Source organism: Ampullimonas aquatilis (assembly GCF_049675895.1).
Taxonomy (GTDB): domain Bacteria; phylum Pseudomonadota; class Gammaproteobacteria; order Burkholderiales; family Burkholderiaceae_D; genus Ampullimonas; species Ampullimonas aquatilis.
Map to the genome: position 1 here is coordinate 1141932 of NZ_CP183834.1, position 22151 is coordinate 1164082.

Genomic DNA, 22151 nt, shown 5'->3' on the forward strand with positions numbered 1-22151 from the left:
ATGCGTGGTGATTCTCAACGACTGGCGCAATTTGCGCTGAGTCTGACCTTGCTATGGGTTGGTTCGGTAGTGGCACAAGCGGTAGACAATGCCACAGCGGAGTCAGGCAACCAATGGCAGAAGCCAGACTGGCTGACGGCCTCGGTGCGTGACGCACTCTGGTCATCCAATCGGCAATTGGATGACCAAACGCTGATTCATCAGCCCTCCATCTGGCTCAAGGCCAAGGGCAAGATCAATCAAAATTTCAGTGGTCTGATTTCGGCCTTTAAGGCATATGAAGGACATGCACCGGCTTATGCCATGCAGAGCCGTATCAATGAAGCCTATTTGACGTTTAAACATGAGGACACGCAAGTCCGTTTTGGGCGGCAGATATTTTCATGGGGCCGGGCCGATCGTATCAACCCGAGTGATTTTTTAGGGGCTAAAAATCTCACCCAACTGGTGACTGATGATGAACAACAGCGCCTGGGTGTGGACGCCATCAAGCTTACGCAATCATTTGAAAATCTGAGTGTGAGTCTGGTTCATGCCTTTCGCTTTACCCCGACGCGCAGTCTCTTGCCACCAGACATTAATCAGCAAGCCGTTGATGTCCAGACTGAAAGAAACTCTCAAGAAGCACTTCGTGTGGACTGGAATCATGAAGGTCTGGATGCCTCTTTGACGTATTTTGATGGTCTGGAAAAAAATCCCTATCTGGCGCTTGATCCTGCTCGTGGCACGGTGGTGCGTACCTATTCACGAATTCATGCACTGGCTGCGGACTTTGCTACTTCCCTCAATAAAGTGGGTTTGCGTGGTGAAGTGGCCATGATTCGTCATCGTGCGCCAGCCCTGGCTGATGCCTATTTTACGCGTGGCAGCACCTTGTACTCGGTGTTGGGTGTGGAGCGTGAAATACCCGACTGGTGCAATCTCAATCTGCAATATATCTACCGTCTGGAACGTCCCCGGCAGTCACCGGCCAATGCGCCCTTGCCGGTGCTGGGTGAATTGGCCTTCGTACAGGGCCTGGTGGATTTTGCGCCGGATCATGTCAATCACGCGCTCAGCTTGCGGCTGGCAAAAAACTTTTTGAACGACCGCATGCAAACCGAACTGGTTCTACTGCATAACCTGCGTCGCCATGACTACGCGGTTCGGCCGCGCCTGGTGTTTGACTGGACCGATAACACCAAGCTGAGTATTGGCGCCGATTTGTTTCGTGGCAAGGCTGATTCAGTCTTTGGCAGTATTCGCAACAACAGCGTTTTTTTTGTGGAACTGGGCTACACCATTTGATGTGTCATTCTTCAGGCGATGACGTAAATGTAATCGAATAGAAATTATCCAATTAAATTATTTAAAAATTAATTATGACAAACGAAACACAAACCGCTGATACACAATTGCTCGATGCTTTGCAACATTTTCAAAGCCGGATGAATGCCAGTGCACCAGTGCAAAAAATGAGCAAGGGCTGGTCGCCATTGATCTATGTGCAAAGCAATGACGATGCGCATTGTTTTGCCTTGCAGATTGAGGAAGGACAATTAAAAAATATCACGCCGAGCAACGACGATATTGATGAGGATGATCTCTTGCTGCGTGCCGACCATGAGCTGCTGGTGCGTATTTTTAAAGGGCAGGCCAACCCGCTGCGCGAATGGTCCAATGGCACACTGGAAGTCTATGGACCACAAAAAGATCAGGGCAAGCTTGATGCGGTCAGCATGATTCTGTGGGGGCTCTAGCATGATGTTCACCAAAAATTTCCTGCGTGATGTGTCGGTCAGCGTCGGCATGGCCTTTACCATGAGTTGCTTTTCGGTGATTGCCAGCTTGCTGGGGTTGATTGGTAGCCTCACGCCAATTTCCATCTGCCTGGCCGTTGTGTTGATGGCCGTGGTGGCCTCATCGATTGGTGAGTTGGCATTGCGCTTCCCATCGGCGATTGGCGTGCGTACCTATGTCAAGTCGGCCTTTGGCAATCGTTTTTCACTCTACATTACTTTTTTGTATCTGGTGTTGACCTTCATGGTCGCGGCCATTGAAAGCGTTTTGTTTGGCAGTCTCATCAAACAATTATTTTTTGAAGTACCGACCATCCTCGTTGCGTTGATCCTGTTTGCCGGGGTGGCCTGGGTTAATGTGCGCGGTCTGGATTTTTCACGCGATACACAGATGATCATGGTGGTCTTGCTGTTCTTGTCGGTGGTTGGCATGAGTGTGCTGGGTATCAGCCAGGGTAGCTATGGCAACTGGTTGACCGATGTTCAACAGCAAGACACGACGGCTTTGCCCGAATCGGTGCTGTCATCCTTTTTTCTGTTTGTGGGGATCGAGTGGATCACCACCTCACAAAGTGGTGGTCGCAAAGCCGTCAGCATGATCCCCAGGGTGCTCTATGTATCGGTCATTTTGCTGGCGCTCATGTATGCGTTATTTAGTCTGGCGATGATTGGTCACTTTGACCTGCCAGCGATTGCTGTCAACAACAAGCCGCAATTGCTGCTGGCCAATCTCGTAATGGGGCGTCTGGGCAGTGTGATGGTCTTGCTGGTGAGTGGCCTGGCCATCATGACCTCCTTTAACGCTGGGATGATCGGCTCCTCGCGCCTGCTGTATGTGATTGCGCGTGAAGGTTATTTGCCCAAGGGGCTGCTCAGGTTGCATGAATCGAGTGGCGCACCGATTACCGCGATTGCGGTGGTCACCGGCATCTGTATTTTGGCGGCTATGCTGGTTGATCGTTTTAATCTGGTGCTGCCTTTTGCCAATGCTGGTGCGATGATCATCTGCGTGGTCTATATGACCTTCATGGCGGTGTTGCTCAAACTGGGCAAACCCGGCAACTTGCAAGTCAGTGGTTTGCGCTACAAGGTGATGCTGGTATTGCGTGTGTTGGTGTTTGTGATGCTGGCCGCGACTTTGCTCATGATGTTGGCCGATAGCAAGAGCCATGACGAAGTGCTGGTATTTGGCGTGGTGTTGGCCTGTCTGTTGCCCATGTTGCTGGTCTGTAATGTGTGTGCCAAACGGCAGATGTTGGCCATGCAGTAGTCAGAATCTGGATATTTTCGGCGTTATCAAGTGTGCCTGACGATGACCGGAAATGCGCTGAAATCGCCATTTTTAATGATACTACTACTGAGTACCATTTAATAATGGCTCATATAGTGCGTATTTATTGGTCTATTTTAAATACACCCAATCAGTATCCGATTTGAGTGCATATGGATTGATGGCGTCGAGTTCACAGCAGCACGCCAGTTCGCAAAGAGGCACCGGCCAGCAAAAACAGCACCGCCACCAAGGTAATCAGGCGGATATGCCAAGCCAAAGCGGGCAAGCTTGCGGCGGTTAAATTGGGTATCAGCTTGAGGCGGGCATGCATGGCCAACAGCAAAGTCACCAATAGCAAGAATAGTTTAATGGCCACCCAATGGGCCTGTGCTGTGTTGGGTGACAACCAGTTGTGCCAGTCCGGCACCCAGAAATGTGCCAGCCACAAACCACTGGCTACCTGCAGGAGCAGGGCAGGCACACCCATTTTTTCAAACACATTTTCAAAGTTGCGGATCATGTCCACTCCGACGCTCGTACGGACGTTCGCATCGCTGGCGCGCAAGGCGGCTGGCAAAATGCCGAGTGCCAATACCAGATGTCCACCTACCCAAATGCTCGCACCGAGCAAATGCAATACCACCACCACGCTATAGCTGCTCATCATCTTCCTGTTGATTGCTTGAATATTCGTAGCCTAACAGTTGCATCATCAGCGGTATTGATGTGGCTCAGAATTCAAACGCAACCGGTCAATACAATCAGCCAGCACGCTGTTTGTTTGAACAATGATGATTTTGCATCAAGGTCGGGCTGCCTGAGCAGCTTGCGGCCAGTGCACCTCATTTTTCGTTCGTCAATGCCTTTTCAATACGACGATCCGGCACCAGCCATAACAGGGCCACCAAAACATAAATGCTCATGGCCAGCCAGGGCAGCCAGCAGGCAGATGCAATGGCCAGCAGGTAAAGAACCGGCGACAGCTTGCCTTTCCAGTCATGTTTAACGGCCTGGCGTAGCAGGGAGTGTTCACCCTGTGCGGCAATGATCTGCTGCTGCAGTATCCAGTAAGCCATGGCCGACATGAACAGCACCACACCATAGAGTGCACTGGGCACGGCAGAAAAATGGTTTTCACCCATCCAGCCGGTGGCGAAGGGAATCAACGACAGCCAGAACAGCAGGTGCAGATTGGCCCACAGGATTCGTCCGTCAACCTTGTGGCAGGTATGCAGCAGATGATGGTGATTGTTCCAGTAGATGCCCACATAAATAAAACTGAGCACATAACTCAAAAAAACTGGCAGCAGTGGCAATAAGGCATCCAGGCTTTCGCTATGCGGTACTTTGAGTTCCAGCACCATGATGGTAATAAGAATGGCGATCACGCCATCACTGAATGCTTCCAGACGATTATTGCCCACTTGGTTCTCCTGATTGATTGGCGGCCAGCGCAATGGCACCGGACCAAAAGCAAAATCATACAAGAAGTCATTGGATTACGGGCAATCCGGTTCGGTCAGGAACGATATTGTTGTGCCAGCCCAATGGCAGCCTGAATGGCCGCCCTGGCTTGCGGGCTGTTTTTCCAGCAGGTTGATCCTGTCATGGCCGCGCCATTGCTCACAATATCAAGCATATTGGCCGTGCTCAGTTGCGCCAGCGACGCATAGCCCATCTGTTCAAGCCGCGCTATGACAGTTGGGCCAATACCTTTGACCAACAGCAGTGCTTGACGTTCTTCAGGAGAAAAGGACATGGTGAGTAGTGTATTTGAGTCGGGATGAAGCAATGATAACAAGGCTGGTGACAGTCACTGTCAGCAGTTAGGCAGCAGTTGATAAGTAGTCAGTCAGGTTCAGCATCATGCCTTCAATCGGCTGTCTGCAAAATGTTGAGCAGTTTTTTGCAGAGCATAAAGGGATGACTGCCCATGCTGGTATTGCAAAAAATAACGACGGTCACGGCGCGGCCATGCCATGCAGGCAGATGCATGGCCCAGGTATTAAAACCCGGGCCATCGCCACCATGTCCATAAATGGGGCCATCGGGGTGCTGCCGATCTGCCATCAATCCCAGACCATACGCCGGTTGCACAAAATAAGGATGGGCCGCAAGGTTGCAATTGACCGCATCCGTCATGGCTTGCCGGGATGCTGCACTGAGGAAGTCCGAATGAAACAGTGCCTGATAAAGACGGGCAATATCATCCGTCGTGGACGCCAGCAGGCCAGTCAGACACCAGTCGGGATGGTAGCGGAAGCGGATGTCTTCCATGATCTGCTGATCATTCAAATAGGCACAATAACCCGGCGTGAGCTGTCCATCATCAATACGGGTCGTCACCCTGGTTTGCCCAAGCTGGAGTGGCTGGATAATATGCGCTTCAATATTGCTCGCATACGGCTTACCACTGACTGTTTCAATCAGGTGTTTCAGCAGCATATAACCCGTATTCGAATAGTGCCAGCCATGGCCCGGTTCAAAATCCAATTTGCCTGTACAGGTTTTGGCGAGGACCATGTCATCCGTCCACGGCACACCGGGTTGTGCCAGGTTTGCAGGCAGGTAATCGGGCAGATCGGTATAATTGGGTACACCGCTGCTGTGATTGAGCAGTCGACGAATGGTGACCTTATCCGGTAAAGCTACTTTGGACAGATAGTGACTGATCGAGCGATCCAGTTCAACCAGGCCAAGCGCTACCAACTGCAAGATGCGAATGGCGGTAAAGGTTTTGCCTATGCTGTAGATATAGCAAGATGCGGCGGCTGGCATGGGGATTCGTTCATCCACCTCGGCATAGCCTGCCGCGCCAGTCCAGCAGCCTTGCTCGCTATCCAGCAAGGTGACATTGACCCCGGCACAAGGTGCAAACAATTGCCAGCGATCAAGCTGCTGTTGAAGCCGGGTTTGTACCGCAGTGGCAAGCAATCGATTCATCGGATGACTCAAGTTTGAAATGGACTCGTTAATCGTACTCATTGCACTTATTCACTACACTTGTTAACCGCACTCATGAGCTATCAGCTTATCAGGAACGATCATTCATCCTGTATCAAGGTGCCCTGATGAAACAGAATTTTCCAGCCAGCTTCGGTGCGGCGCCAGATGGTGGTGCGGCGACTTTTGCGAACCTGCTCCTGAATCAGTAAATAGCTGATCAGATAGTGATCGGGCGCAATCTGCTGACAGTGAAAGTCATGCGTTTCCCAGTGCTCCGTCAATGGTTGGGCGTGCCGTTGTTCCAATGTATCGAGCACAAAATCGCGTTCATAGCGCTGGCCCGATGCACCAATCTCCCAAAAATCGACATCGGTCATGTCTTCAAACTCATGGCGCTTGGTATCCACATGCGCCCGATGAAAGATCGGCTCAAGCTGCATCAATTCCAGCAAGACTTCAAGGTGTTCCGGGGCGGTACTGTGATGCGTATCCATACTCATGAGCAACTCGATGAATGACTAAAACGATGAATGACTAAAGCGACGACAACTGCCATGATAGTGCAGTCAATGCAAGCCGGTGTCATGGCTCGTTGCAAACCTTTGCAATTCAATGATGGCTATTTTGTATCATGCCTGCGCTATCTTAAAAAGCAAGTCAGACAAAAGCTGATTTCTCCAGGACTTCAATCGTCATATTGGCAGTCATCGGCTGCCCAGCGCCTGCATCAAGCGGATAAGGCATGGTTTGCCCGGTTCTTTGGTAGCCACGGCGCAGATAAAATTCAATCAACGCGTGTCGTGCTGATACCACCACCATGCGCAATGTCTTCACATGAAATTGTTGTGCCGCATGGTTTTCGGCATGGGCCAGTAATTGTTTGCCAATACCGCCAACCTGACAACGTGGCAGCACGGCCAGCATGCCAATCATGGCATGCTCATCTTGTTGCTCAATATGCACGCAACCTAACAAGTCGTTTTTGCGGGTGGCAATCAAGATGATTGACTGGCTTCGGTCCAGCAATGCCGTTACCTGTTGCTCATTGATTCGTTCACCCGTCACCAGACCAGTCTCATGCGTCCAGCCTGCAGCATCAGAGGCGGGTCGATAGGCCTGATTGACCAGGCTGATGATGGCGGGGATGTGGTGACGACGAGCGATGGATACTTGAATGGCATGCATTGGCAATGGTTTTTAAATGATGTCACGCAAAAGATGATGATTTATCCATTTTATCCAGTTCAGCACCAATGGCTTTTAAGCTTGCCTGCAACGCCGAAATGGACGCGACAACCTGTGGATCATGGTCAATATCTTTAAAGTGTTGCAGGCTTAAACGCAGTTTTTTACCAAACAGGCCAAAACCATTTTCAATGCTCAAGGTGTAGCAAAGTTTTGTTTGATAATGCAGACGCAAAGCATTATTGGAGACAGGCCAATGTGCATGTAATAAATAACTGTCATACAACGCCATCAATGATTTTTGTGCAATAACCTTGAATGCCTTATCCAGCAAGATAAATTCATTGGATTCTTCAAATGGGCAATCATAGGCGGTGATCAACAGATAGCCCTGCCTGCATTGGTACTGCGCTTCAATTTCATAACCGTTGATGGCACTGCCGGTATCCTGGCCTCGAAAATACAGCCGTGTCTTGAGTGGCCATGCTTGATAAGGGCCATGGTGTTGTTCGAGGCTGAAGGCGTCAATTTTTTGCATGCAATGATTGTGTGATATTTGTGCGATATTTAACCCATCAACACACCAAACGCCGCCAGCACCGCGCCACCGGCCTTTTTTGCTGCATCCATCGCAAAGTCTTTGGCGAGCTTGGAAAACTCGGCACGCAGTTCGCCATCTTTCTTTTCTTTTTCAATTCGGTCAAAGGCCAGCCTGAATTTATCTGTGTCCTTGTCATCAAAAAACTGGCCGAGCACGGCAAACAAACCTTTCGGGTCGACTTTCACAATTTCGGTATTAAAAGAATGATCAAAGATCAGCCCATTATTTTTAAGCTGACCTTGCAACCAGTTTTTGGCGAGTGCATCTTCAATCAACAAACAAATCCGTTTTGACTCCACCTCAAAGACTGCGCGTGACAACGCCACCAGCAGGCGCGCCTTGGCCTGATCTTCCACCCGGCCACCATATTTGAGACCGGCCTCATAGCGCAATTGTTTCACCTTGGCAACGGGCGCTTTGAGCAGGGCGCTGACCTCCTGGTTGGGGTATTTATAGAGCGGCCCCGTCTGGCCATCGCCATACTTGTCGAGCAAATGCATGACCAACGCATCAATATCTTTTTTGTTGAGCGCACCCATGCCCACCGCTAAATAATGCTGCAGGAATTCGGTCTTGAAGTTGTCTTCCAGATTAACTGGCTTGGCTTTATCGGGCATGGCTTGGACTCACAAATGGGTTGGCTGGCTTGCAGTGGCATTGGTAAACGCATGACAGCAAGGGTGGGCAGCGCAGTTGAGTATAGCGCAGGCGGATTACCATTCACTACGCTGATCAGCCCGTCTGTTTGGTTGGTAATGGGCCATCTGGCGGGTAATCTTGGTCGTGGTTTTTGATGCAGTCTGGCTGCATCAAAATTGCTGGATAATCATGAAAATCAAGGGGTATAGTCAAATTATGACTGCTTAAGTGCTTATTTATTTGTTGTTTAAATATACAGTAATGGAGTATATATTGATTGTCACGACTTAAGCCATCCGGCGTGAATGGCCCAGGTTTATCATCACTGGCTGACCGAGATGCTGGCGAGCGCTTCACTTTGCGCGTTGCGATACGGTGTGTTGTCCGAGCAAACATGGTTGCCCCAGGCTGTGGCGCGCTGATGATTGATCTTGAAACCGGTCACCTTGTCGATGAGTGCCTGACCGGTTGCGCTTTGCCTGTCGATACTGAAGATCATGGCATCATCGGCATGACTGCATTCGCTTGGCGCACCTTGAAATTTTCCATTGATCATCAGCACATCGGTTTTATTGCCAATGCTGGCGATGCGAATCACATCACCGTAAAGGTGTTGGCTTGTGCAGTATTGATCAAAAATAGCGTGCAGATGAGCAAGAGTATGAACTTCATATGCATGGCAAGTGATGAAAGATTGGTTAGCGATTTTTATTCATACAAAGTTCAAGAACAAAAATCATGAATGAAAATCACCCAAAGTGCCATGATAGGCCACAATCAAACTGGACCAAGTGATGGGATTATTCTTTAAAGACAGGCTCACCCGCCAGCCAGCGCTGCTCGGCCATGTCATCCTGCATGGCCAGCAATACTGACTGCGCCAGCTCATGACCTGAAGCAGATAATTCAAGCGATTGATACGCGTAAGCCGTCCCCTTCATCAAGGCCTCGGCACCCAATGCCATCGCCAGGTTTTGCGGCAGTTGCGGTTGCTGGGTGGCGCAGGCTTGCACATCGAGCGAATGTGCCTTGCGACATACCGCGGGCCGCACGAGATAAATGGAGCACATCTGGTTAACCAAAAACGGGCAGGGCTGATGCACCACCTTGCCCTTGGCCGCTTGCTGCTGATTCACATGCGCCTGCAAGCGCTGCATCGTATGAAACTGATCAATCAGACTTTCCTGCCGCAGCGTGCGTGCTATCAAAAAGATTTCTGGCTCCAAAGCCTCCACTCGCACATGGCAACAATAGCTGCAACCAGCCTGGCAGGCAAAGGTTTGTTCCTGCTGCGATTTGTGACTGAGCTGATCCACCGAGCCATGCAACCTGGTAATAAAGTGCACCGTATGTGCCGGCGTGGTATCGGCCAATAACTGCTCTTGTGCCTGCACCTGAATTTTGGCAATCGTACTCAAAAACAGCGCATGTTCTTCCGGGGTCAACATCAGTGTCTCCGCATGGCAAAAATACTGCAGGACGATGCACCATCCCATCAGCCATCGGGAACGATGCATCACAGCGGGCGCGGTTACTTATTATTGATATTGGTCAGTGCTGGGTGAGTGGCCAGGTAAGCCAACCACCAATTTTTGTTTGCATACGGGTTTGATTAACCAGTATTGCCAAGACAAAAATTTACTTGAATACTTGGTATTGTGCCAGCTTTTTAAAGAGAGGGTATGCTTGCTCAGAATAACGCTGATTGTCAGAATGGCGCAGGGAATTACCGGAGTCCTAGGTATCTACCAGTACCAATTTACCTGGTAAAAGGCTGGGCTGGTTGATGAGATGCCAGAAGGTATCTCAATTCCAATTGATAATTTATTGCTGCTCAAACAACAGACAGCCGTGAACCGCGATTGGTGGCCGGTTAGAGAAATAGACTTGCGAAAAATTATTAAAACAGAAAGTTGCGTAGTGGCCCGAGTTATCCGTAATATATCCGCTGCCAATTGGCGATACATCAAAACCAGCGCCATAAAAAAGACCATCAACGATGTGTTGATTGCTGTCTAATGGATTGACAATATTGAATGACTGTCCAGCAATATTGACGTGGATATTGACTCTGACACTGCCATAAAAGTTATTAGGTGTGCCAATTGGATTTTCACCAAAAACGACATCCAGGGTCGCAGTATCAACTTGTCCACTTGTTATCTGTACGGGTGTGGAAGATCCGCTATTCGCGATTCCAAAAACGGGTGTGGCAGATCGCAGCACATAGTGACGTGAACCAGTCGACGGCAGATTCGCTCCTACCTTGGAAACCGCATAAGGGATGGTTTGTAATACAGGTATGCCAAAGAGATTGAACGTCCCACGCATCAGTCCAATGGATATATCCTGATTACCCAATAAATTGGAATAGCTGATGTCACCAGGGCTTAGTAGACGATCAATCGCCGTTTCTGGTGGGTTACTCGCTACATAGTCTTGCACTTTGGTGACTGCACCCCGTTGATTGAAATAGACATAGTTACCTTTCACTGACAAACTTGAGTCGATGGGTTGTGCCACAAATGTATAGGCACCTGTGATGGGGGCTGGGCTGATTGCGCTGTTGTCGGGCTGACTGATTGCACCGCAGTTGCTGGTATCAAGTGTGGTGCCTTCGTCGGTAAATGCAACCGCTATATTGTCCGAGCTAGCCTGAAAACGGTATTCCATTTGCAGTGCCATTTTTTTGCCGCCTATGCCAGATAATAGGCCATCCATGCTGATATCGACTAAACCCTGATTGCTTAGTGCGCCAGTGACGGTAATGACTGGTATTTTAAAGTCGGGAAGAATGTTGGCCATATTGACCCATGGATTAGCTATACCGCCTGGTGAGGTGATTCTGGTGACGGTGCCGTCCTTCAGAACAAAGCCAATGTCATAGCCAACATAATATTGGCTGCCACTAAATTGCACAGACATCGTTGAGTCAGCACTTAATCCGGTAATCGCCGAAAACCCAAGGGTAGATTTGGCTAAGTGGAGGATGCGTTTGCCACAACTGGGTAGTTGTGTCGCTGGGCGACCGAGGGCATAAGAACGGCCGCCATTTTTGGGTAATAACTCGGCAGAATTAAACTTAAAGTTGCCGTTGGCTTCCATTGCTGCAAATCCGACGACACCACCATGCCAACGCCCAATGCCAATATCACCATCACCATAAACCTCGCCGACGCTCGCACTATGAATGGTTTTATAGTAGTTTGGCAGGCTGGACGTAGAGAAGGCTGTCAAGGCTCCCCGTTTATTGAAAATGGTTTTACCCGTCGGGGTCAAAGTGATGTTTCCCTGATTGACCAATTGAAAACCATCATTTGGCATGGGGCTAATGGCACTACCTGTCGAAACACCCTGTGGTGAAAGATCAGGATCGGGAAGGCTGTAAAGTACAGTAATGCCGTCTGGAGAATAGAGACTCTGTTTAATGGTTTTTTTCTGATCGACGGTAAAGCCCATCGTATCAATGAATTGCCCTGTACCCTTGATGAGGGCTACATTGGCTTGGTCATCATAGGGGTCGGACAGGACAATTTTGTAGAGCGAATCCAGTGCACCTGACAAGCTCAGGGCATTACCTGATGAATCAGTCTGTTTGATCAGTCCGGCCACACTGCCATTCAATATGGCCATGTTGAAATCAGATGAATTGATGTTGGCTGAAGTGGGAATTGTGTGTAAATCAAGCGGCTTGAAACTCAGCAGATTATCCAGTCCCAGCGTTTTGGATAAGCCTGAATTTGACGCATTGACATTGCTGGCTGTCCAAATGGATTGACCACTGTTGGCGGTAACTTTGACGGCGGTACTAAATGCATTATTGACTGGCGGCGTGTCAATGGCATTTTGTTCAAAGGATCTGACCACCATTTCCGAATAGGCAGAAACGCACACTGTCATCGGGCTGTTGTTCCAGACAGCTACACCACGCATTGGCGTTGTTAATGATGCTGACTCATTGCCAACTTCATTGATATACCGTCCGTCTTTGGCTTCGACCATGAACACGCCGCCAGAAGTGGGTGTTTGGTTGAACTGATAAAAGCCGGTATTGTCTGTCTGCGTCGATGCCACCAGACTGCGTGTGCCATCTACAGCAATGTTATACAGGTTGACTTGGGCACCAGTGACAGGGCCTTTAACAATATAGCCGCTGATGGTTGTTGGAGATGATGTGCCGCCACCGCCACCGCCACCGCAGCCATTCAGTACAAAAATGCAGATGCAAAAACAAGTGAATTTGGATAGAAAAGTGCTGAATTTGGATTGTTTTGAATGAAAAAACGAAAGAATGAAATGCACACAGTCCCTTGTCATGAGTATTATTATCATCGCCTGTTAGCGTATCCTCTTACGCATTGGCACCAAATCACTGTCTTGCCTGGGTGATGCTTTTTACATGGCGCTTATTGTGTAATTTTTTGGTTTGAAACTTATTGTAGCGTAACTTTTTCAACTAAAGAGTTCACTTGCAACTTTGCAGTGTGAAGCATTGTTTGTATCGTCTCAGGCAGCGTTTTGGCAGGATTGGGCTGGCCGACGAGTGAGAAGGCCCCGTCTATTGACTAGCAAGGAATAGGGGTGTACGCCTTTGTTACTGCTTTGACGTCATGAGCCTGATGACCAAGCCGCCCAGACAGTAGAGGGAGAGTGTGCCTGCGCCCAAGCCCGGTAATAGCAATAAATTGTCACCCCAGTCATCTGAAGATTCCAAATTACTAATCAACTTGAAGGCAGCAAAGGCAAAAAAGAGAGGGTCTATGAAATAGAGTTGGGTATAACCTGATTTCGTATGGTGTGCTTGCACTTTTTCGACGAGTCAAAAAGTAAGCGAGGCTTAAAAAAGCCGACGGTGGCAATTCAATATTATTGAGAAAAAATGCCACAGCAACCTTCTAATTCATAACGATCACAAAGTTTTTAGATCGGAGGGACGCTGTTACTTATTATTGATATTGAATAGCCCAGCGCATTACTTGATCTGGCGTAAGACGGCAACCATCTTGTCATGCTTGTCAAATTTGATCATGACGAGTTGGGGCATGATGGCGCTTCCCAAAAACTACGTCGAAGCAGACCATGTCGTAACCCGAAAGCCTTTCTCATCAACGTTTTGCCTTGCAGGGTTGTCTAGCCGGGACGTGAGCGATGAACAGAAATAAGCCCAATATTCATACCTCTGTCGGTGATAACCGCAGAACAGTGCTTCGTATCAAACTCTGAGCCAGCTCGAATCAAAACGAAAAAGCCCTGGCAGGTGTATTGGGGGTGCTCCAAAGTAAACAATTGGACTTTGACCCTATTTGCACTATTTATATAGAAAGGTAGCCATGACTTACGTTTGGTGAAGATTGGCATTGGGAATACGACGTGACAGCCAAAGTAGATAACTACCAATCACCATATCCACCGAGAAACAGAATACGGGATACCAGTCCGGCACACCCACATTGGTAATCAATTGGCTATGAATCAAGTCGTACAGCCCATGCAATATCCAGAATACCGCGACTACTATCGCCGACTGACGCATCCTCACCAATGCAAAGATCAGCCCAGCTATCACATAAGGAATACCGTAAATCATCTCCTTGACGCCGACCGCCGGTTCACCGGCTTGTAGCGCAAAGAAGGCGTACAAGCCTGGCAGAGTGAGCAGGCCGATTGAATACATCCAATGCTGCCCGCGAATCATTCGTGCCGAGACTATTGTGAGAACACCGACCGCAACACCAATGAGAGCCTCAATCACGATGCGTTCCTTCTTTCAAACATTTATTGTTATGTTGTTGCATGAAATGAAATCAATGAAGATGGTTTTGATGAATGCACGCATCTTATAGCGTCTAAAAAATTAATCTTAATGCGCTATGTTTATCCACCATACCGCGATGGATAATTCAATTTATCCTAATTTTATTGTTTATTTTTTGGCGCTATTCATCACCGAATGACATTCACCAATCTGGCCGGTGGAAATAAAAAGTTCATTATCTTGAATCAGGTAGAGCGTGGTCGTCTGTGCTTCAATAAGTTCAACACTATCCATGACAGAGTGTGAACCTACCAAGCCATGGTCGACAGACAGGCTGGCCAACCAGCCAAACAAACCCAATAGCTCACAGTAACTCCACAACGCACTGTCCTTGATGCCATGCAAGTAGATATTGACGCCGCATGTAGTTAATTGAGTGTTAGTTTCGTCAAATGATCGCCAGAGTCGATAAATATAACCCGGTACAGAGTACTGAACAGGATGATTGAGATCCCAAAACGCCGTGGCAGTGATCTCTTCCTGTTGAAAAAACCAATGATCAGGAAACTGGCTCGGCGGGCTGTCACACTCCCCAAACAGATAGTCAAGAGCAGCTACTTCAATGGGCGATAAGTCGGTACGGAGTTGAGTATTGAATGTGACGTTGTAATGGCTAGACATGAAGTATGTGGTGGCGCTTTAAGTTTGACGTTGCGGTGCCACCAAAGTGCGAGGCAAGGGGGAGGGCAGTAAAGACAGTCTTCAGAATTCAGTATAGTTAAAGCCGTCATTGCAGTGATTGTATGTCATTAAGGCATTTATTCTTGCCGACTTGTGAGACCCGGTATCACTGCAGAAATGTTTGATTAGTAGGTTAATTTAACTCAGCCTCTATTGATACTCGCCCCCCGGAGCGCAATCTTATGTCTTAACTTCATTTCATTGAATGCAGACCAATCATATTGCCTTCAGTATCTTCAACCAGGGCAATAAAACCGTATTCGCCAATGGCCATCTTTTGCTTAAAGACCTTTCCACCGTGCGATGCGGCTCGTGCAGCTTCAATGGCGCAGTCCTGGCAGGAGAAGTACACCAGTGTGCTGCCGCCAGAAGGGCAGCCAGTCATGCGTACTAACGCACCCGGTGCACCGTAACTTTCCATCGAAGAAGGAAACGCCCACATCTCCATGCCGGGCAATTCGTCAGTAGCAGGATTTGCTAATTCATTGAGTGTTCCTTGAAAGACAGCCTCGTAAAAAGCTTTTGCACGAGGCATGTCCTGAACATAAATTTCAAACCAACCAACCGGATTGCTTTTCATGATGTTTCTCCTTTTGTATTGAATTTGACTCTGACCCTGTTTATACAGCCTTGATCGTAGGCACTCAGCAATGCGCTGAGGGATAGAACAGCGACCGAGGTGAGGCGAGTGGGTTTCATGCAGCCCAACGTAGAGGTGAGGGGCACGACGGTAGGAGCGTCCCACTCGACTGCAATGTTATGCCTTGCCTAATAGATTGCATATTTCAGGTACTGCTCGATATAGGCACGAGTAGTGAGACAGACCGTTAAATATTTTGGCCGAGGTGCAGCCTGGAATCGCTGATTCCAGGTAATCAGCCATAAGGGTTGGCGACCAATTGTCATCTGCTCCGTGCCAAATGTGCGTATTGACGGAGGCATAGGGGAGCGTGTTGTTCCACGGCTGCACATAAGCTTTAATGTCTCTCGAGTAGCCTAGGACGCGGCCAATGAAGCACGATCTTAATATTTTGATGATGCTGGATTGAAACTCCCTATCTTTAGCCAATGCTTTATCACCACCAGCAGCAGAGGCGAACAGCAGGCGAAATAGTGCGTTGGGAAAAAACAAAGCGAGCAAGCTTTGCCAATAGGACAATAGAACGAATAAGGCGGGAAAAGCCTTTGCTAACTGAAAAACCTGCTTCCCTGCCATTGCGTCAAGGAAGTCGCCTGCCTCAAGCGGAGCAGCGGCAGAAACTAAATGCAGGCTCTTGACCTCATTAGCCATGTAGCGGCACGTCTGCAGTGCGACGAATGCACCGATTGAAAAACCAATGATATCCACTTGTTTTCCAGCTGCTTTTTTTGAAATTTCCTCGGCCAAAAGCTTGTAATACGACTCACCGTTTATGGATGAATCGACAGAAAACCGGTCAAAACAAATAAAAGTTAAGCCATGCTCTTTTCCGTAAGTATCAAAAATAGCACATTCTTCTGGCGCTCCAGGTACACCATGAAAGTAGATCGCTATTCGTCCGTTATCGGAGCCACAATGATTGAATTTCAACAGCTTCTCCACTTTAATGCATAACGTTTGAATTAAGGAGCTGGCTTTAGCCAGTCCCGCTTGAATGATGGGTTAGGCAGCACTCTCTGGCTCCTTAATGACGTTAACTATTCGCACAAAGTAGCCACCGTCCCAGTTAGCTGCAATGGCATCTGAAAACTCGTCGGCAAGCGCATCTCCCGTGGTATCGAAGTCATTTTTCCCCACTAAAACAACAGTTTCCCCCTCCCATTGACAGGAAAAAATTTGCTGCCACGGACGGTGTCTAAATTCATCTAAAACGTCTGCGGCAACTTGTGAGCCATGCTCTGGTGAAATGCCATCACATGCAAGAGTGATGCAATACATTTTTGCCTAACGTTTGAGATGAGAGGCTTGACCCGGCTTGCCGGGGCAAGTCCTCTCGATTGAAGGGTTGGGCGTCATTCGCGTAGGAACCGTCGCCACCAAGACACTTTTCGCAGAGGCTCGGCAGGTTTCCGTGTTTGTGTTGGATCGAATTCCCAATCGGCTTCCGTTAGGTAGGACGTACCGTCGTCGTCTTGTACTCGTGCGTTCAAGGCCTTCGCGACCCGCAACATTTTCCTGTAGAGCGCCGTATCGGGCCACTTGGTACTTATGTTTCCTTGGAACCAATCTAGCCAAGGCTCCTCGTGCTTTGAAGGTCCGATCCACCGAACAAAGTAAGGACCATTTTCTGGCCACAACTCGAATTCAGGATCGGTTGCCACGTAGGCAAGCCACTCCTCGGCTGTGATCGGCATCTGTACGTTCTCTGCCCACAGTTCGGTTCTTGTGATGTGAAGCTCTACGCCCATGTGTATGACGCCCAACGTTTGAATTAAGGTGCTGGCTTTAGCCAGTCCCACTTGAATGATGGGTTAGGTGATACTTTAGTCGCCAATAAAGCGGACATAAGTATGAACCCCCACTGAATCGTTTAAGAATACCACCAGTCGATTGATATTATCTTTAAGTGCTTGGTCAGACATTGTAAACGCCATTTCTTTTAGCTCAGAGACAAGAACAGGTAGTTGAAGTTGATTGGCGAGAAAGTTTCCGTATAGATCGATGAATCGGAGACAGATGCTGTGTTTTGAAGCCTCGCTCACGATGCGACTATCCATACCGCTAACGTCAAAGTTAGCTAGAACTTGGCCAGTTTCATCTTCTCTTCGGGCGGCTGAGCTCTACGTTAGGCCTCATTTGGGATCTTTCCCGTGCCAGCGCCGGATGCTGCTTACCTAGCGCGTCCAGGACGAACAGCTCGATTCCTCGCAGCTCCTTGACAGAGGACCACTTAATGGGCAGTCCAGTAGGGCTGATGCTGCAACTTCGACTCTCCCCAACGTCGATCTTGTTGTGCCCTCTAGTGTCAAAGTCGATGCAGAGTCCCGGATGGCCGTGCGGCTTTAGCAAAACATGCGTTACTGAGACAGGGCGCTTTCCGCTGTTGGAGACAGTGACTTGCGCGCGTACCAATCCGTTCACTTCTTGAATCGGTACGGCACTGGCCCGCAGTACGTGCCTATCGCGATACAGCATCAGGAACGAAACTACCAGAGACGGTCCGCTCGAACGCTATGTTAGGCATCGGGTTGTTTGACCTTCTGCTTCATGACTTCCGCGACTTCCGGGAGGATGTAGATCGTCTTTAGCAAGGTTTCTGCGATATCGAGTGCAGCAACCAGCTCAGTTGCTTTCGGGGCGATCATCTCATGGGCAGCGACATTCCCCATAAAACGGTGAGCATGAAGGAACTTCGCCTGCTTCTTGGACAGCAGCCCCGACTCAGCAAGCTCATCTATTCCTTTGGCAAGAACCTTTGCTTTGGTCTTCTGCTCGAGGCAAACAGACTCGATCAAAGCGCGAAGTCCAATTGCTCCGAGGATGAGGGCATTGTGATTAAGCGCTTTCAGTGTTTCTGAATAGATGCGACGAGTCTTCTGTGGGAAGTTTTCGTGCCCGTCGATTGGTGGTCGACCATCTGTTCGATTGGGATAGAGCACTTCGAACTCCTCGGGCATTCCGGTGTACGGATCGACGCTCTCGGTATCCGAATGACTTGTGCGAAAGCTAATGTCGTCACAGCCACAGCACTGAAGTACTTGATGGTCGGCCCACCACCGGATGTCACCATCACCAGTCTCGCCAGAATCATCCTTGTTGAACAAGATATCGTGATTGGTGGGGTGCTTGCAGGAGCGACAGAGCACTTTGATCCTCGCTGGTTTTGTCATAACCGATCCTCGTGTGGGATGAGTGCCTAACATTAAATAGATGTATCGGAATATATCAAGCTGGTTTGTCTAAATCAAGTGCTGTTGTTAATTTCTATTGCCTGATATGCATTTGATATTTGACGCTCAATTTTATTAACCCTAAAATTTTACGGATGGACGCTCAGCGAAATCCTCAACCACTCAAGCTTCTTGATCAGCTGCGTAGCGGTATTCGTACCCGGCATTATTCCATTCGCACCGAAGACGCTTATGTCGATTGGGTACAGCACTTTATCCTATTTCGTGACAAAAGCAGCCCAAGTTATCAATCTAAATCTTCATATCAACATCTAGTCTGGTAGCTCACTCACAAGCTAATACAGTCTCGTGCAAGGAGTGTTGCCATCAGGTAGTGAAGCTCAATGGATGAATTGCATTGAGCCTCAAATGGTCCATCACTACGCATTGCTAATGATTTTCTGAACCACGTTATCAACCGTCACTGGGCTTTCAAAGTAAGTAACAGTGGGTTCAGTGCCGTACTTCTCTCGCACAAACGTACGCCATGCTGCTGTGTACATTGCTTCTGCCTCGGCTCTTGAATTCCAAAGATAGACCCCGCCTGCGGTGCCGCCATCTTGGGAGAGCACATAGTGTTTGCGAAATAAACCTGGTACGCCTTGATATTTGGGTGCGGTGCTCATGAAGATGCTGCGGGCTTCTTCTTGAGTGATGGGTTTGGGGAGTGTGAAGCTGGTAAAGACGATGATCATGTGCGTCTCCGATTGGGCAATGTGGACGAGGATATTCAGCGATTAAAAATGGATGCCCTTAGGCAGCCTGCCTGAATGAGCGCTTAAGCATGTCATTCAAAATTTTTGGCAGACAAGGTGAATGACATGATTAAGACGATGTGTAGATTGTAACTCTGTTTAATTTATTTTTCTGGTGTCGAATTTTGGCAATCTAAGGCCAATTATTTAGGCTGCGACTTAGCCACTTTAAACAGCACAATTCCCCATCCCATCATTGGGTTTAATATGTGGTCTATACCTTCACCCATTAAATTCTTAAGCATTCCCTGCCTGTTAATGACGCCATGACTGATCTCTTCTCCAACGCCCAACCCACGCACGCGCCGCTGGCAGAGCGTTTGCGGCCGCACACGCTGGACGAGGTGATTGGGCAGGCGCATTTGCTGGGGGCGGGCAAGCCTTTGCGGGTGGCGTTTGAGCAGGGGCAGCCGCATTCGATGATTTTGTGGGGGCCGCCTGGGGTGGGCAAGACCACGCTGGCGCGCTTGATGGCGTCGGGCTTTAAGGCCGACTTTATTGCCTTGTCGGCGGTGTTGTCGGGTGTGAAGGAAATTCGTGAAGCGGTAGCGCAGGCCGAGCAAACGCGGGCGCAAAGCGGGCGGCAGACTTTGCTGTTTGTGGATGAGGTGCACCGCTTCAACAAAAGCCAGCAGGATGCGTTTTTGCCGCATGTCGAAAGTGGCCTCTTTGTGTTTGTGGGTGCCACCACTGAAAATCCTTCGTTTGAAGTCAATAACGCCTTGTTGTCGCGGGCGGCGGTGTATGTGCTCAAGCCTTTGAGTGAGGCTGATTTGGGTTTGCTGTTAACGCGTGCCTGTGCCGAGTTGCAGGGTTTGACCATGACTGATGCCGCGCGCAATACGCTGATTGCCAGCGCTGATGGTGATGGCCGCAAGCTGCTTAATAATTTAGAGATTGTGGCGCGCGCAGCGGTGAATCAGCATGTTGACGAAGCTTTGCTGGCCAATGCCTTGTCAGAAAACCTGCGCCGTTTTGATAAGGGCGGTGATGCCTTTTACGACCAGATTTCGGCCTTGCATAAATCGGTGCGTGGTTCCAATCCGGATGCCTCTTTATATTGGTTTTGTCGCATGCTTGATGGTGGTGCAGACCCGCGCTATTTAGCCCGCAGAATGATTCGTATGGCCAGTGAAGATATTGGTCTGGCTGATCCTCGCGCCTTGCAAGTCACACTCAGCGCGGCCGATGTTTACGAGCGGCTGGGCACGCCCGAAGGTGAGCTGGCCTTGGCCGAAGCCGTGGTGTACCTGGCTTGCGCGGCCAAGTCCAATGCGGTGTACAAAGCCTATAACGCAGCACGGGCTTTTGTGGCCAAAGAAAAATCCCATCCGGTACCCGTGCATTTACGAAATGCACCCACCAGGTTGATGAAAGAGCTGGGCTACGGCCATGATTACCGTTATGCCCATGATGAGCCCAACGCCTATGCGGCGGGTGAGACTTATTTTCCGGATGAGCTGGAGCAAGCCCCGCAGGGTGCGCCGCATTTTTATATGCCCACACCGCGCGGTATGGAAGCCAAGATTGCCGACAAGCTGCAATGGTTGAAGTCGTTGGATGATGAGGCCAAGGAGTAGGGCGTCATCATCGGCTTTTGTTAATTTTTAATATTTAAAATTTCAAGCTTTGCAGCGTGAATTTAGCGCGGGTTTAATGGCGCTTTGAATAGGCACCACTGGCGCAGCGCCAGTGGTTTTGGCGACGGCATGTGTGTTGCCCTTGTTGGCTTGGGATGAACCAATCAACACGCCTGAAATCACCAATGCGGCCCCGACGATTTGCCCGCTTGAAATACTTTGTCCCAGCGCCACGCCAATCAATGCGGTAAACATGGGCACCAGGTTGATGAACACTGCTGCCCGTGTTGCGCCAATTTTGGCGATGCCCTGATTCCACCAGATATAAGCCAGTACCGAGCCAAATACGGCCATGGCCCCAATGGCTAACGCGGTGGGTGTGGCTGGTACACTCAACAAGTCGTCCGATGCCAGCAAGGACATGCCCGTCAAGGTGATGGCACCGATGATGATGGTGCTGGTGGTCATGGACATGGTGGGCAGGTTTTTGACAAAGCGTTTGGGGATGACGGCATACAGCGCCCAGCAGATGCAGCCGAGCAGAATCAGCACATCGCCCATTGAAAACGACAGGCTCAACAAAGTGTGCAACGAACCCTGGCTTACTACAGTAGCAACACCCGCCAAGCCCAAGGCAAAGCCCAGCCATTGGCGTGCCGAAATCGAATCACGATTGATAGCGGCTGACAGCAGGGCGGTGATGGATGGGTTGAGTGCCATGATCAATGCACCATTAACGGGTGAGGTGAGCTTGAGGCCAAAGAACAGGGCCGCATTGAAACCAAAGACACCAATCACGCCCATGCCAATCAGGGGCAGGAGGTTTTGTCGAACGGCCAGCCCATCCCAACTTTTTTGACGAGCTGCCATCACTGCCAAAATGGCGCCAGCAATGATGAAGCGCCAGGCCGCTGTTGAAAGTGGTGACATGAACTGAATGGCAAACTTGCCCAGATGAAAGGTGGCTGCCCAGAAAAAGGTGGTCAGGATCAGATAGAGATAAGTCATGGTTGGCCTTTTCTGCTGAG

Annotated in this window: 26 protein-coding genes; 6 read left to right on the forward strand and 20 right to left on the reverse strand. The window is 49.3% G+C overall.

What is annotated here, in order from left to right; genetic code table 11:
* The 3 genes from ACMYR3_RS05250 (at position 1) to ACMYR3_RS05260 (ending at position 3048) form a co-directional block, all read left to right on the forward strand.
* Positions 1 to 1287, forward strand: a complete 1287-nt coding sequence (locus tag ACMYR3_RS05250; RefSeq protein ID WP_424195190.1) for a hypothetical protein — start codon at positions 1 to 3, stop codon at positions 1285 to 1287.
* A 74-nt stretch (positions 1288 to 1361) separates the two neighbouring features.
* On the forward strand, positions 1362 to 1739 hold the full coding sequence (locus tag ACMYR3_RS05255; protein ID WP_424195192.1) for a hypothetical protein: 378 nt from the start codon (positions 1362 to 1364) through the stop codon (positions 1737 to 1739).
* A gap of 1 nt (position 1740) precedes the next feature.
* Positions 1741 to 3048 (forward strand): APC family permease, encoded by a 1308-nt coding sequence (locus ACMYR3_RS05260; protein WP_424195194.1) that lies wholly within the window; start codon positions 1741 to 1743, stop codon positions 3046 to 3048.
* Between the two features lie 193 nt (positions 3049 to 3241).
* On the opposite strand, the gene ACMYR3_RS05265 is transcribed toward ACMYR3_RS05260, so the two are convergent.
* The 9 genes from ACMYR3_RS05265 to ACMYR3_RS05305 form a co-directional block, all read right to left on the reverse strand.
* Entirely contained in the window at positions 3242 to 3718 is a 477-nt protein-coding gene (locus ACMYR3_RS05265) for a CopD family protein (RefSeq protein WP_424195196.1), read from the reverse strand.
* A gap of 175 nt (positions 3719 to 3893) precedes the next feature.
* Positions 3894 to 4475, reverse strand: coding sequence for a TMEM175 family protein (locus tag ACMYR3_RS05270; protein WP_424196378.1), 582 nt, complete (start codon positions 4473 to 4475; stop codon positions 3894 to 3896).
* Positions 4476 to 4570: 95 nt separating this feature from the next.
* Complete coding sequence (locus ACMYR3_RS05275) at positions 4571 to 4810, reverse strand: helix-hairpin-helix domain-containing protein (protein ID WP_424195198.1); 240 nt, start codon at positions 4808 to 4810, stop codon at positions 4571 to 4573.
* 113 nt (positions 4811 to 4923) lie between these two features.
* Entirely contained in the window at positions 4924 to 5994 is a 1071-nt protein-coding gene (locus ACMYR3_RS05280; protein ID WP_424195200.1) for a serine hydrolase domain-containing protein, read from the reverse strand.
* 101 nt (positions 5995 to 6095) lie between these two features.
* Complete coding sequence (locus ACMYR3_RS05285; protein ID WP_424196380.1) at positions 6096 to 6491, reverse strand: DUF4440 domain-containing protein; 396 nt, start codon at positions 6489 to 6491, stop codon at positions 6096 to 6098.
* A gap of 163 nt (positions 6492 to 6654) precedes the next feature.
* Positions 6655 to 7182 (reverse strand): GNAT family N-acetyltransferase, encoded by a 528-nt coding sequence (locus ACMYR3_RS05290; RefSeq protein ID WP_424195202.1) that lies wholly within the window; start codon positions 7180 to 7182, stop codon positions 6655 to 6657.
* Between the two features lie 22 nt (positions 7183 to 7204).
* On the reverse strand, positions 7205 to 7720 hold the full coding sequence (locus ACMYR3_RS05295) for a hypothetical protein (RefSeq protein ID WP_424195204.1): 516 nt from the start codon (positions 7718 to 7720) through the stop codon (positions 7205 to 7207).
* A gap of 29 nt (positions 7721 to 7749) precedes the next feature.
* Positions 7750 to 8400, reverse strand: coding sequence for a hypothetical protein (locus ACMYR3_RS05300; protein WP_424195206.1), 651 nt, complete (start codon positions 8398 to 8400; stop codon positions 7750 to 7752).
* 115 nt (positions 8401 to 8515) lie between these two features.
* Positions 8516 to 8818 (reverse strand): hypothetical protein, encoded by a 303-nt coding sequence (locus ACMYR3_RS05305; protein ID WP_424195208.1) that lies wholly within the window; start codon positions 8816 to 8818, stop codon positions 8516 to 8518.
* Between the two features lie 25 nt (positions 8819 to 8843).
* Here ACMYR3_RS05305 and ACMYR3_RS05310 point away from each other — a divergent pair, with 25 nt between their 5' ends.
* The gene (locus tag ACMYR3_RS05310; protein ID WP_424195210.1) at positions 8844 to 9164 is read left to right on the forward strand and encodes a hypothetical protein; all 321 of its coding nucleotides are present in this window, start codon (positions 8844 to 8846) and stop codon (positions 9162 to 9164) included.
* Between the two features lie 58 nt (positions 9165 to 9222).
* Here the strand turns inward: ACMYR3_RS05310 and ACMYR3_RS05315 are convergent, their stop codons facing one another.
* The 9 genes from ACMYR3_RS05315 to ACMYR3_RS05355 all read right to left on the reverse strand — a co-directional run bounded on the left by ACMYR3_RS05315 (position 9223) and on the right by ACMYR3_RS05355 (position 18728).
* On the reverse strand, positions 9223 to 9870 hold the full coding sequence (locus tag ACMYR3_RS05315; RefSeq protein ID WP_424195211.1) for a YkgJ family cysteine cluster protein: 648 nt from the start codon (positions 9868 to 9870) through the stop codon (positions 9223 to 9225).
* 376 nt (positions 9871 to 10246) lie between these two features.
* Positions 10247 to 12739, reverse strand: a complete 2493-nt coding sequence (locus ACMYR3_RS05320) for a hypothetical protein (RefSeq protein ID WP_424195213.1) — start codon at positions 12737 to 12739, stop codon at positions 10247 to 10249.
* A 1018-nt stretch (positions 12740 to 13757) separates the two neighbouring features.
* Positions 13758 to 14174: a hypothetical protein gene (locus tag ACMYR3_RS05325; RefSeq protein WP_424195215.1), complete on the reverse strand. Its 417-nt coding sequence runs from the start codon at positions 14172 to 14174 to the stop codon at positions 13758 to 13760.
* A gap of 171 nt (positions 14175 to 14345) precedes the next feature.
* Positions 14346 to 14858, reverse strand: a complete 513-nt coding sequence (locus ACMYR3_RS05330; protein ID WP_424195217.1) for a hypothetical protein — start codon at positions 14856 to 14858, stop codon at positions 14346 to 14348.
* Positions 14859 to 15111: 253 nt separating this feature from the next.
* Entirely contained in the window at positions 15112 to 15498 is a 387-nt protein-coding gene (locus tag ACMYR3_RS05335; protein WP_424195219.1) for a VOC family protein, read from the reverse strand.
* 177 nt (positions 15499 to 15675) lie between these two features.
* Positions 15676 to 16488 carry an alpha/beta fold hydrolase gene (locus ACMYR3_RS05340; protein WP_424195221.1) on the reverse strand — a complete coding sequence of 271 codons (813 nt, stop codon included), beginning with the start codon at positions 16486 to 16488 and terminating at the stop codon, positions 15676 to 15678.
* Between the two features lie 72 nt (positions 16489 to 16560).
* A complete protein-coding gene (locus ACMYR3_RS05345) occupies positions 16561 to 16836 on the reverse strand; it encodes a hypothetical protein (protein ID WP_424195223.1) in 276 nt (91 codons plus the stop codon).
* Between the two features lie 545 nt (positions 16837 to 17381).
* A complete protein-coding gene (locus ACMYR3_RS05350; protein WP_424195225.1) occupies positions 17382 to 17615 on the reverse strand; it encodes a hypothetical protein in 234 nt (77 codons plus the stop codon).
* Positions 17616 to 18074: 459 nt separating this feature from the next.
* Positions 18075 to 18728, reverse strand: a complete 654-nt coding sequence (locus ACMYR3_RS05355; RefSeq protein ID WP_424195227.1) for a DUF4145 domain-containing protein — start codon at positions 18726 to 18728, stop codon at positions 18075 to 18077.
* 155 nt (positions 18729 to 18883) lie between these two features.
* On the opposite strand from ACMYR3_RS05355, the gene ACMYR3_RS05360 reads away from it, so the two are divergent.
* A complete protein-coding gene (locus ACMYR3_RS05360) occupies positions 18884 to 19072 on the forward strand; it encodes a phage integrase N-terminal SAM-like domain-containing protein (RefSeq protein ID WP_424195229.1) in 189 nt (62 codons plus the stop codon).
* 96 nt (positions 19073 to 19168) lie between these two features.
* Here the strand turns inward: ACMYR3_RS05360 and ACMYR3_RS05365 are convergent, their stop codons facing one another.
* On the reverse strand, positions 19169 to 19483 hold the full coding sequence (locus tag ACMYR3_RS05365) for a YdhR family protein (protein WP_424195231.1): 315 nt from the start codon (positions 19481 to 19483) through the stop codon (positions 19169 to 19171).
* A 326-nt stretch (positions 19484 to 19809) separates the two neighbouring features.
* On the opposite strand from ACMYR3_RS05365, the gene ACMYR3_RS05370 reads away from it, so the two are divergent.
* The gene (locus ACMYR3_RS05370; protein ID WP_424195233.1) at positions 19810 to 21123 is read left to right on the forward strand and encodes a replication-associated recombination protein A; all 1314 of its coding nucleotides are present in this window, start codon (positions 19810 to 19812) and stop codon (positions 21121 to 21123) included.
* A gap of 42 nt (positions 21124 to 21165) precedes the next feature.
* Here the strand turns inward: ACMYR3_RS05370 and ACMYR3_RS05375 are convergent, their stop codons facing one another.
* Complete coding sequence (locus ACMYR3_RS05375; RefSeq protein WP_424195235.1) at positions 21166 to 22131, reverse strand: DMT family transporter; 966 nt, start codon at positions 22129 to 22131, stop codon at positions 21166 to 21168.
* Between the last annotated feature and the right edge of the window lie 20 nt (positions 22132 to 22151).

Bases quoted from the DNA above. Each gene is read 5' to 3' on its own strand.
- ACMYR3_RS05250 (WP_424195190.1), top strand. From the start codon at position 1: ATGCGTGGTGATTCTCAACGACTGGCGCAATTTGCGCTGAGTCTGACC.
- ACMYR3_RS05255 (WP_424195192.1), top strand. From the start codon at position 1,362: ATGACAAACGAAACACAAACCGCTGATACACAATTGCTCGATGCTTTG.
- ACMYR3_RS05260 (WP_424195194.1), top strand. From the start codon at position 1,741: ATGATGTTCACCAAAAATTTCCTGCGTGATGTGTCGGTCAGCGTCGGC.
- ACMYR3_RS05265 (WP_424195196.1), bottom strand. From the start codon at position 3,718: ATGATGAGCAGCTATAGCGTGGTGGTGGTATTGCATTTGCTCGGTGCG.
- ACMYR3_RS05275 (WP_424195198.1), bottom strand. From the start codon at position 4,810: ATGTCCTTTTCTCCTGAAGAACGTCAAGCACTGCTGTTGGTCAAAGGT.
- ACMYR3_RS05280 (WP_424195200.1), bottom strand. From the start codon at position 5,994: ATGAATCGATTGCTTGCCACTGCGGTACAAACCCGGCTTCAACAGCAG.
- ACMYR3_RS05285 (WP_424196380.1), bottom strand. From the start codon at position 6,491: ATGGATACGCATCACAGTACCGCCCCGGAACACCTTGAAGTCTTGCTG.
- ACMYR3_RS05290 (WP_424195202.1), bottom strand. From the start codon at position 7,182: ATGCATGCCATTCAAGTATCCATCGCTCGTCGTCACCACATCCCCGCC.
- ACMYR3_RS05295 (WP_424195204.1), bottom strand. From the start codon at position 7,720: ATGCAAAAAATTGACGCCTTCAGCCTCGAACAACACCATGGCCCTTAT.
- ACMYR3_RS05300 (WP_424195206.1), bottom strand. From the start codon at position 8,400: ATGCCCGATAAAGCCAAGCCAGTTAATCTGGAAGACAACTTCAAGACC.
- ACMYR3_RS05305 (WP_424195208.1), bottom strand. From the start codon at position 8,818: ATGTTTGCTCGGACAACACACCGTATCGCAACGCGCAAAGTGAAGCGC.
- ACMYR3_RS05310 (WP_424195210.1), top strand. From the start codon at position 8,844: ATGATTGATCTTGAAACCGGTCACCTTGTCGATGAGTGCCTGACCGGT.
- ACMYR3_RS05315 (WP_424195211.1), bottom strand. From the start codon at position 9,870: ATGTTGACCCCGGAAGAACATGCGCTGTTTTTGAGTACGATTGCCAAA.
- ACMYR3_RS05320 (WP_424195213.1), bottom strand. From the start codon at position 12,739: ATGACAAGGGACTGTGTGCATTTCATTCTTTCGTTTTTTCATTCAAAA.
- ACMYR3_RS05330 (WP_424195217.1), bottom strand. From the start codon at position 14,858: ATGTCTAGCCATTACAACGTCACATTCAATACTCAACTCCGTACCGAC.
- ACMYR3_RS05335 (WP_424195219.1), bottom strand. From the start codon at position 15,498: ATGAAAAGCAATCCGGTTGGTTGGTTTGAAATTTATGTTCAGGACATG.
- ACMYR3_RS05345 (WP_424195223.1), bottom strand. From the start codon at position 16,836: ATGTATTGCATCACTCTTGCATGTGATGGCATTTCACCAGAGCATGGC.
- ACMYR3_RS05350 (WP_424195225.1), bottom strand. From the start codon at position 17,615: ATGGATAGTCGCATCGTGAGCGAGGCTTCAAAACACAGCATCTGTCTC.
- ACMYR3_RS05355 (WP_424195227.1), bottom strand. From the start codon at position 18,728: ATGACAAAACCAGCGAGGATCAAAGTGCTCTGTCGCTCCTGCAAGCAC.
- ACMYR3_RS05360 (WP_424195229.1), top strand. From the start codon at position 18,884: ATGGACGCTCAGCGAAATCCTCAACCACTCAAGCTTCTTGATCAGCTG.
- ACMYR3_RS05365 (WP_424195231.1), bottom strand. From the start codon at position 19,483: ATGATCATCGTCTTTACCAGCTTCACACTCCCCAAACCCATCACTCAA.
- ACMYR3_RS05370 (WP_424195233.1), top strand. From the start codon at position 19,810: ATGACTGATCTCTTCTCCAACGCCCAACCCACGCACGCGCCGCTGGCA.
- ACMYR3_RS05375 (WP_424195235.1), bottom strand. From the start codon at position 22,131: ATGACTTATCTCTATCTGATCCTGACCACCTTTTTCTGGGCAGCCACC.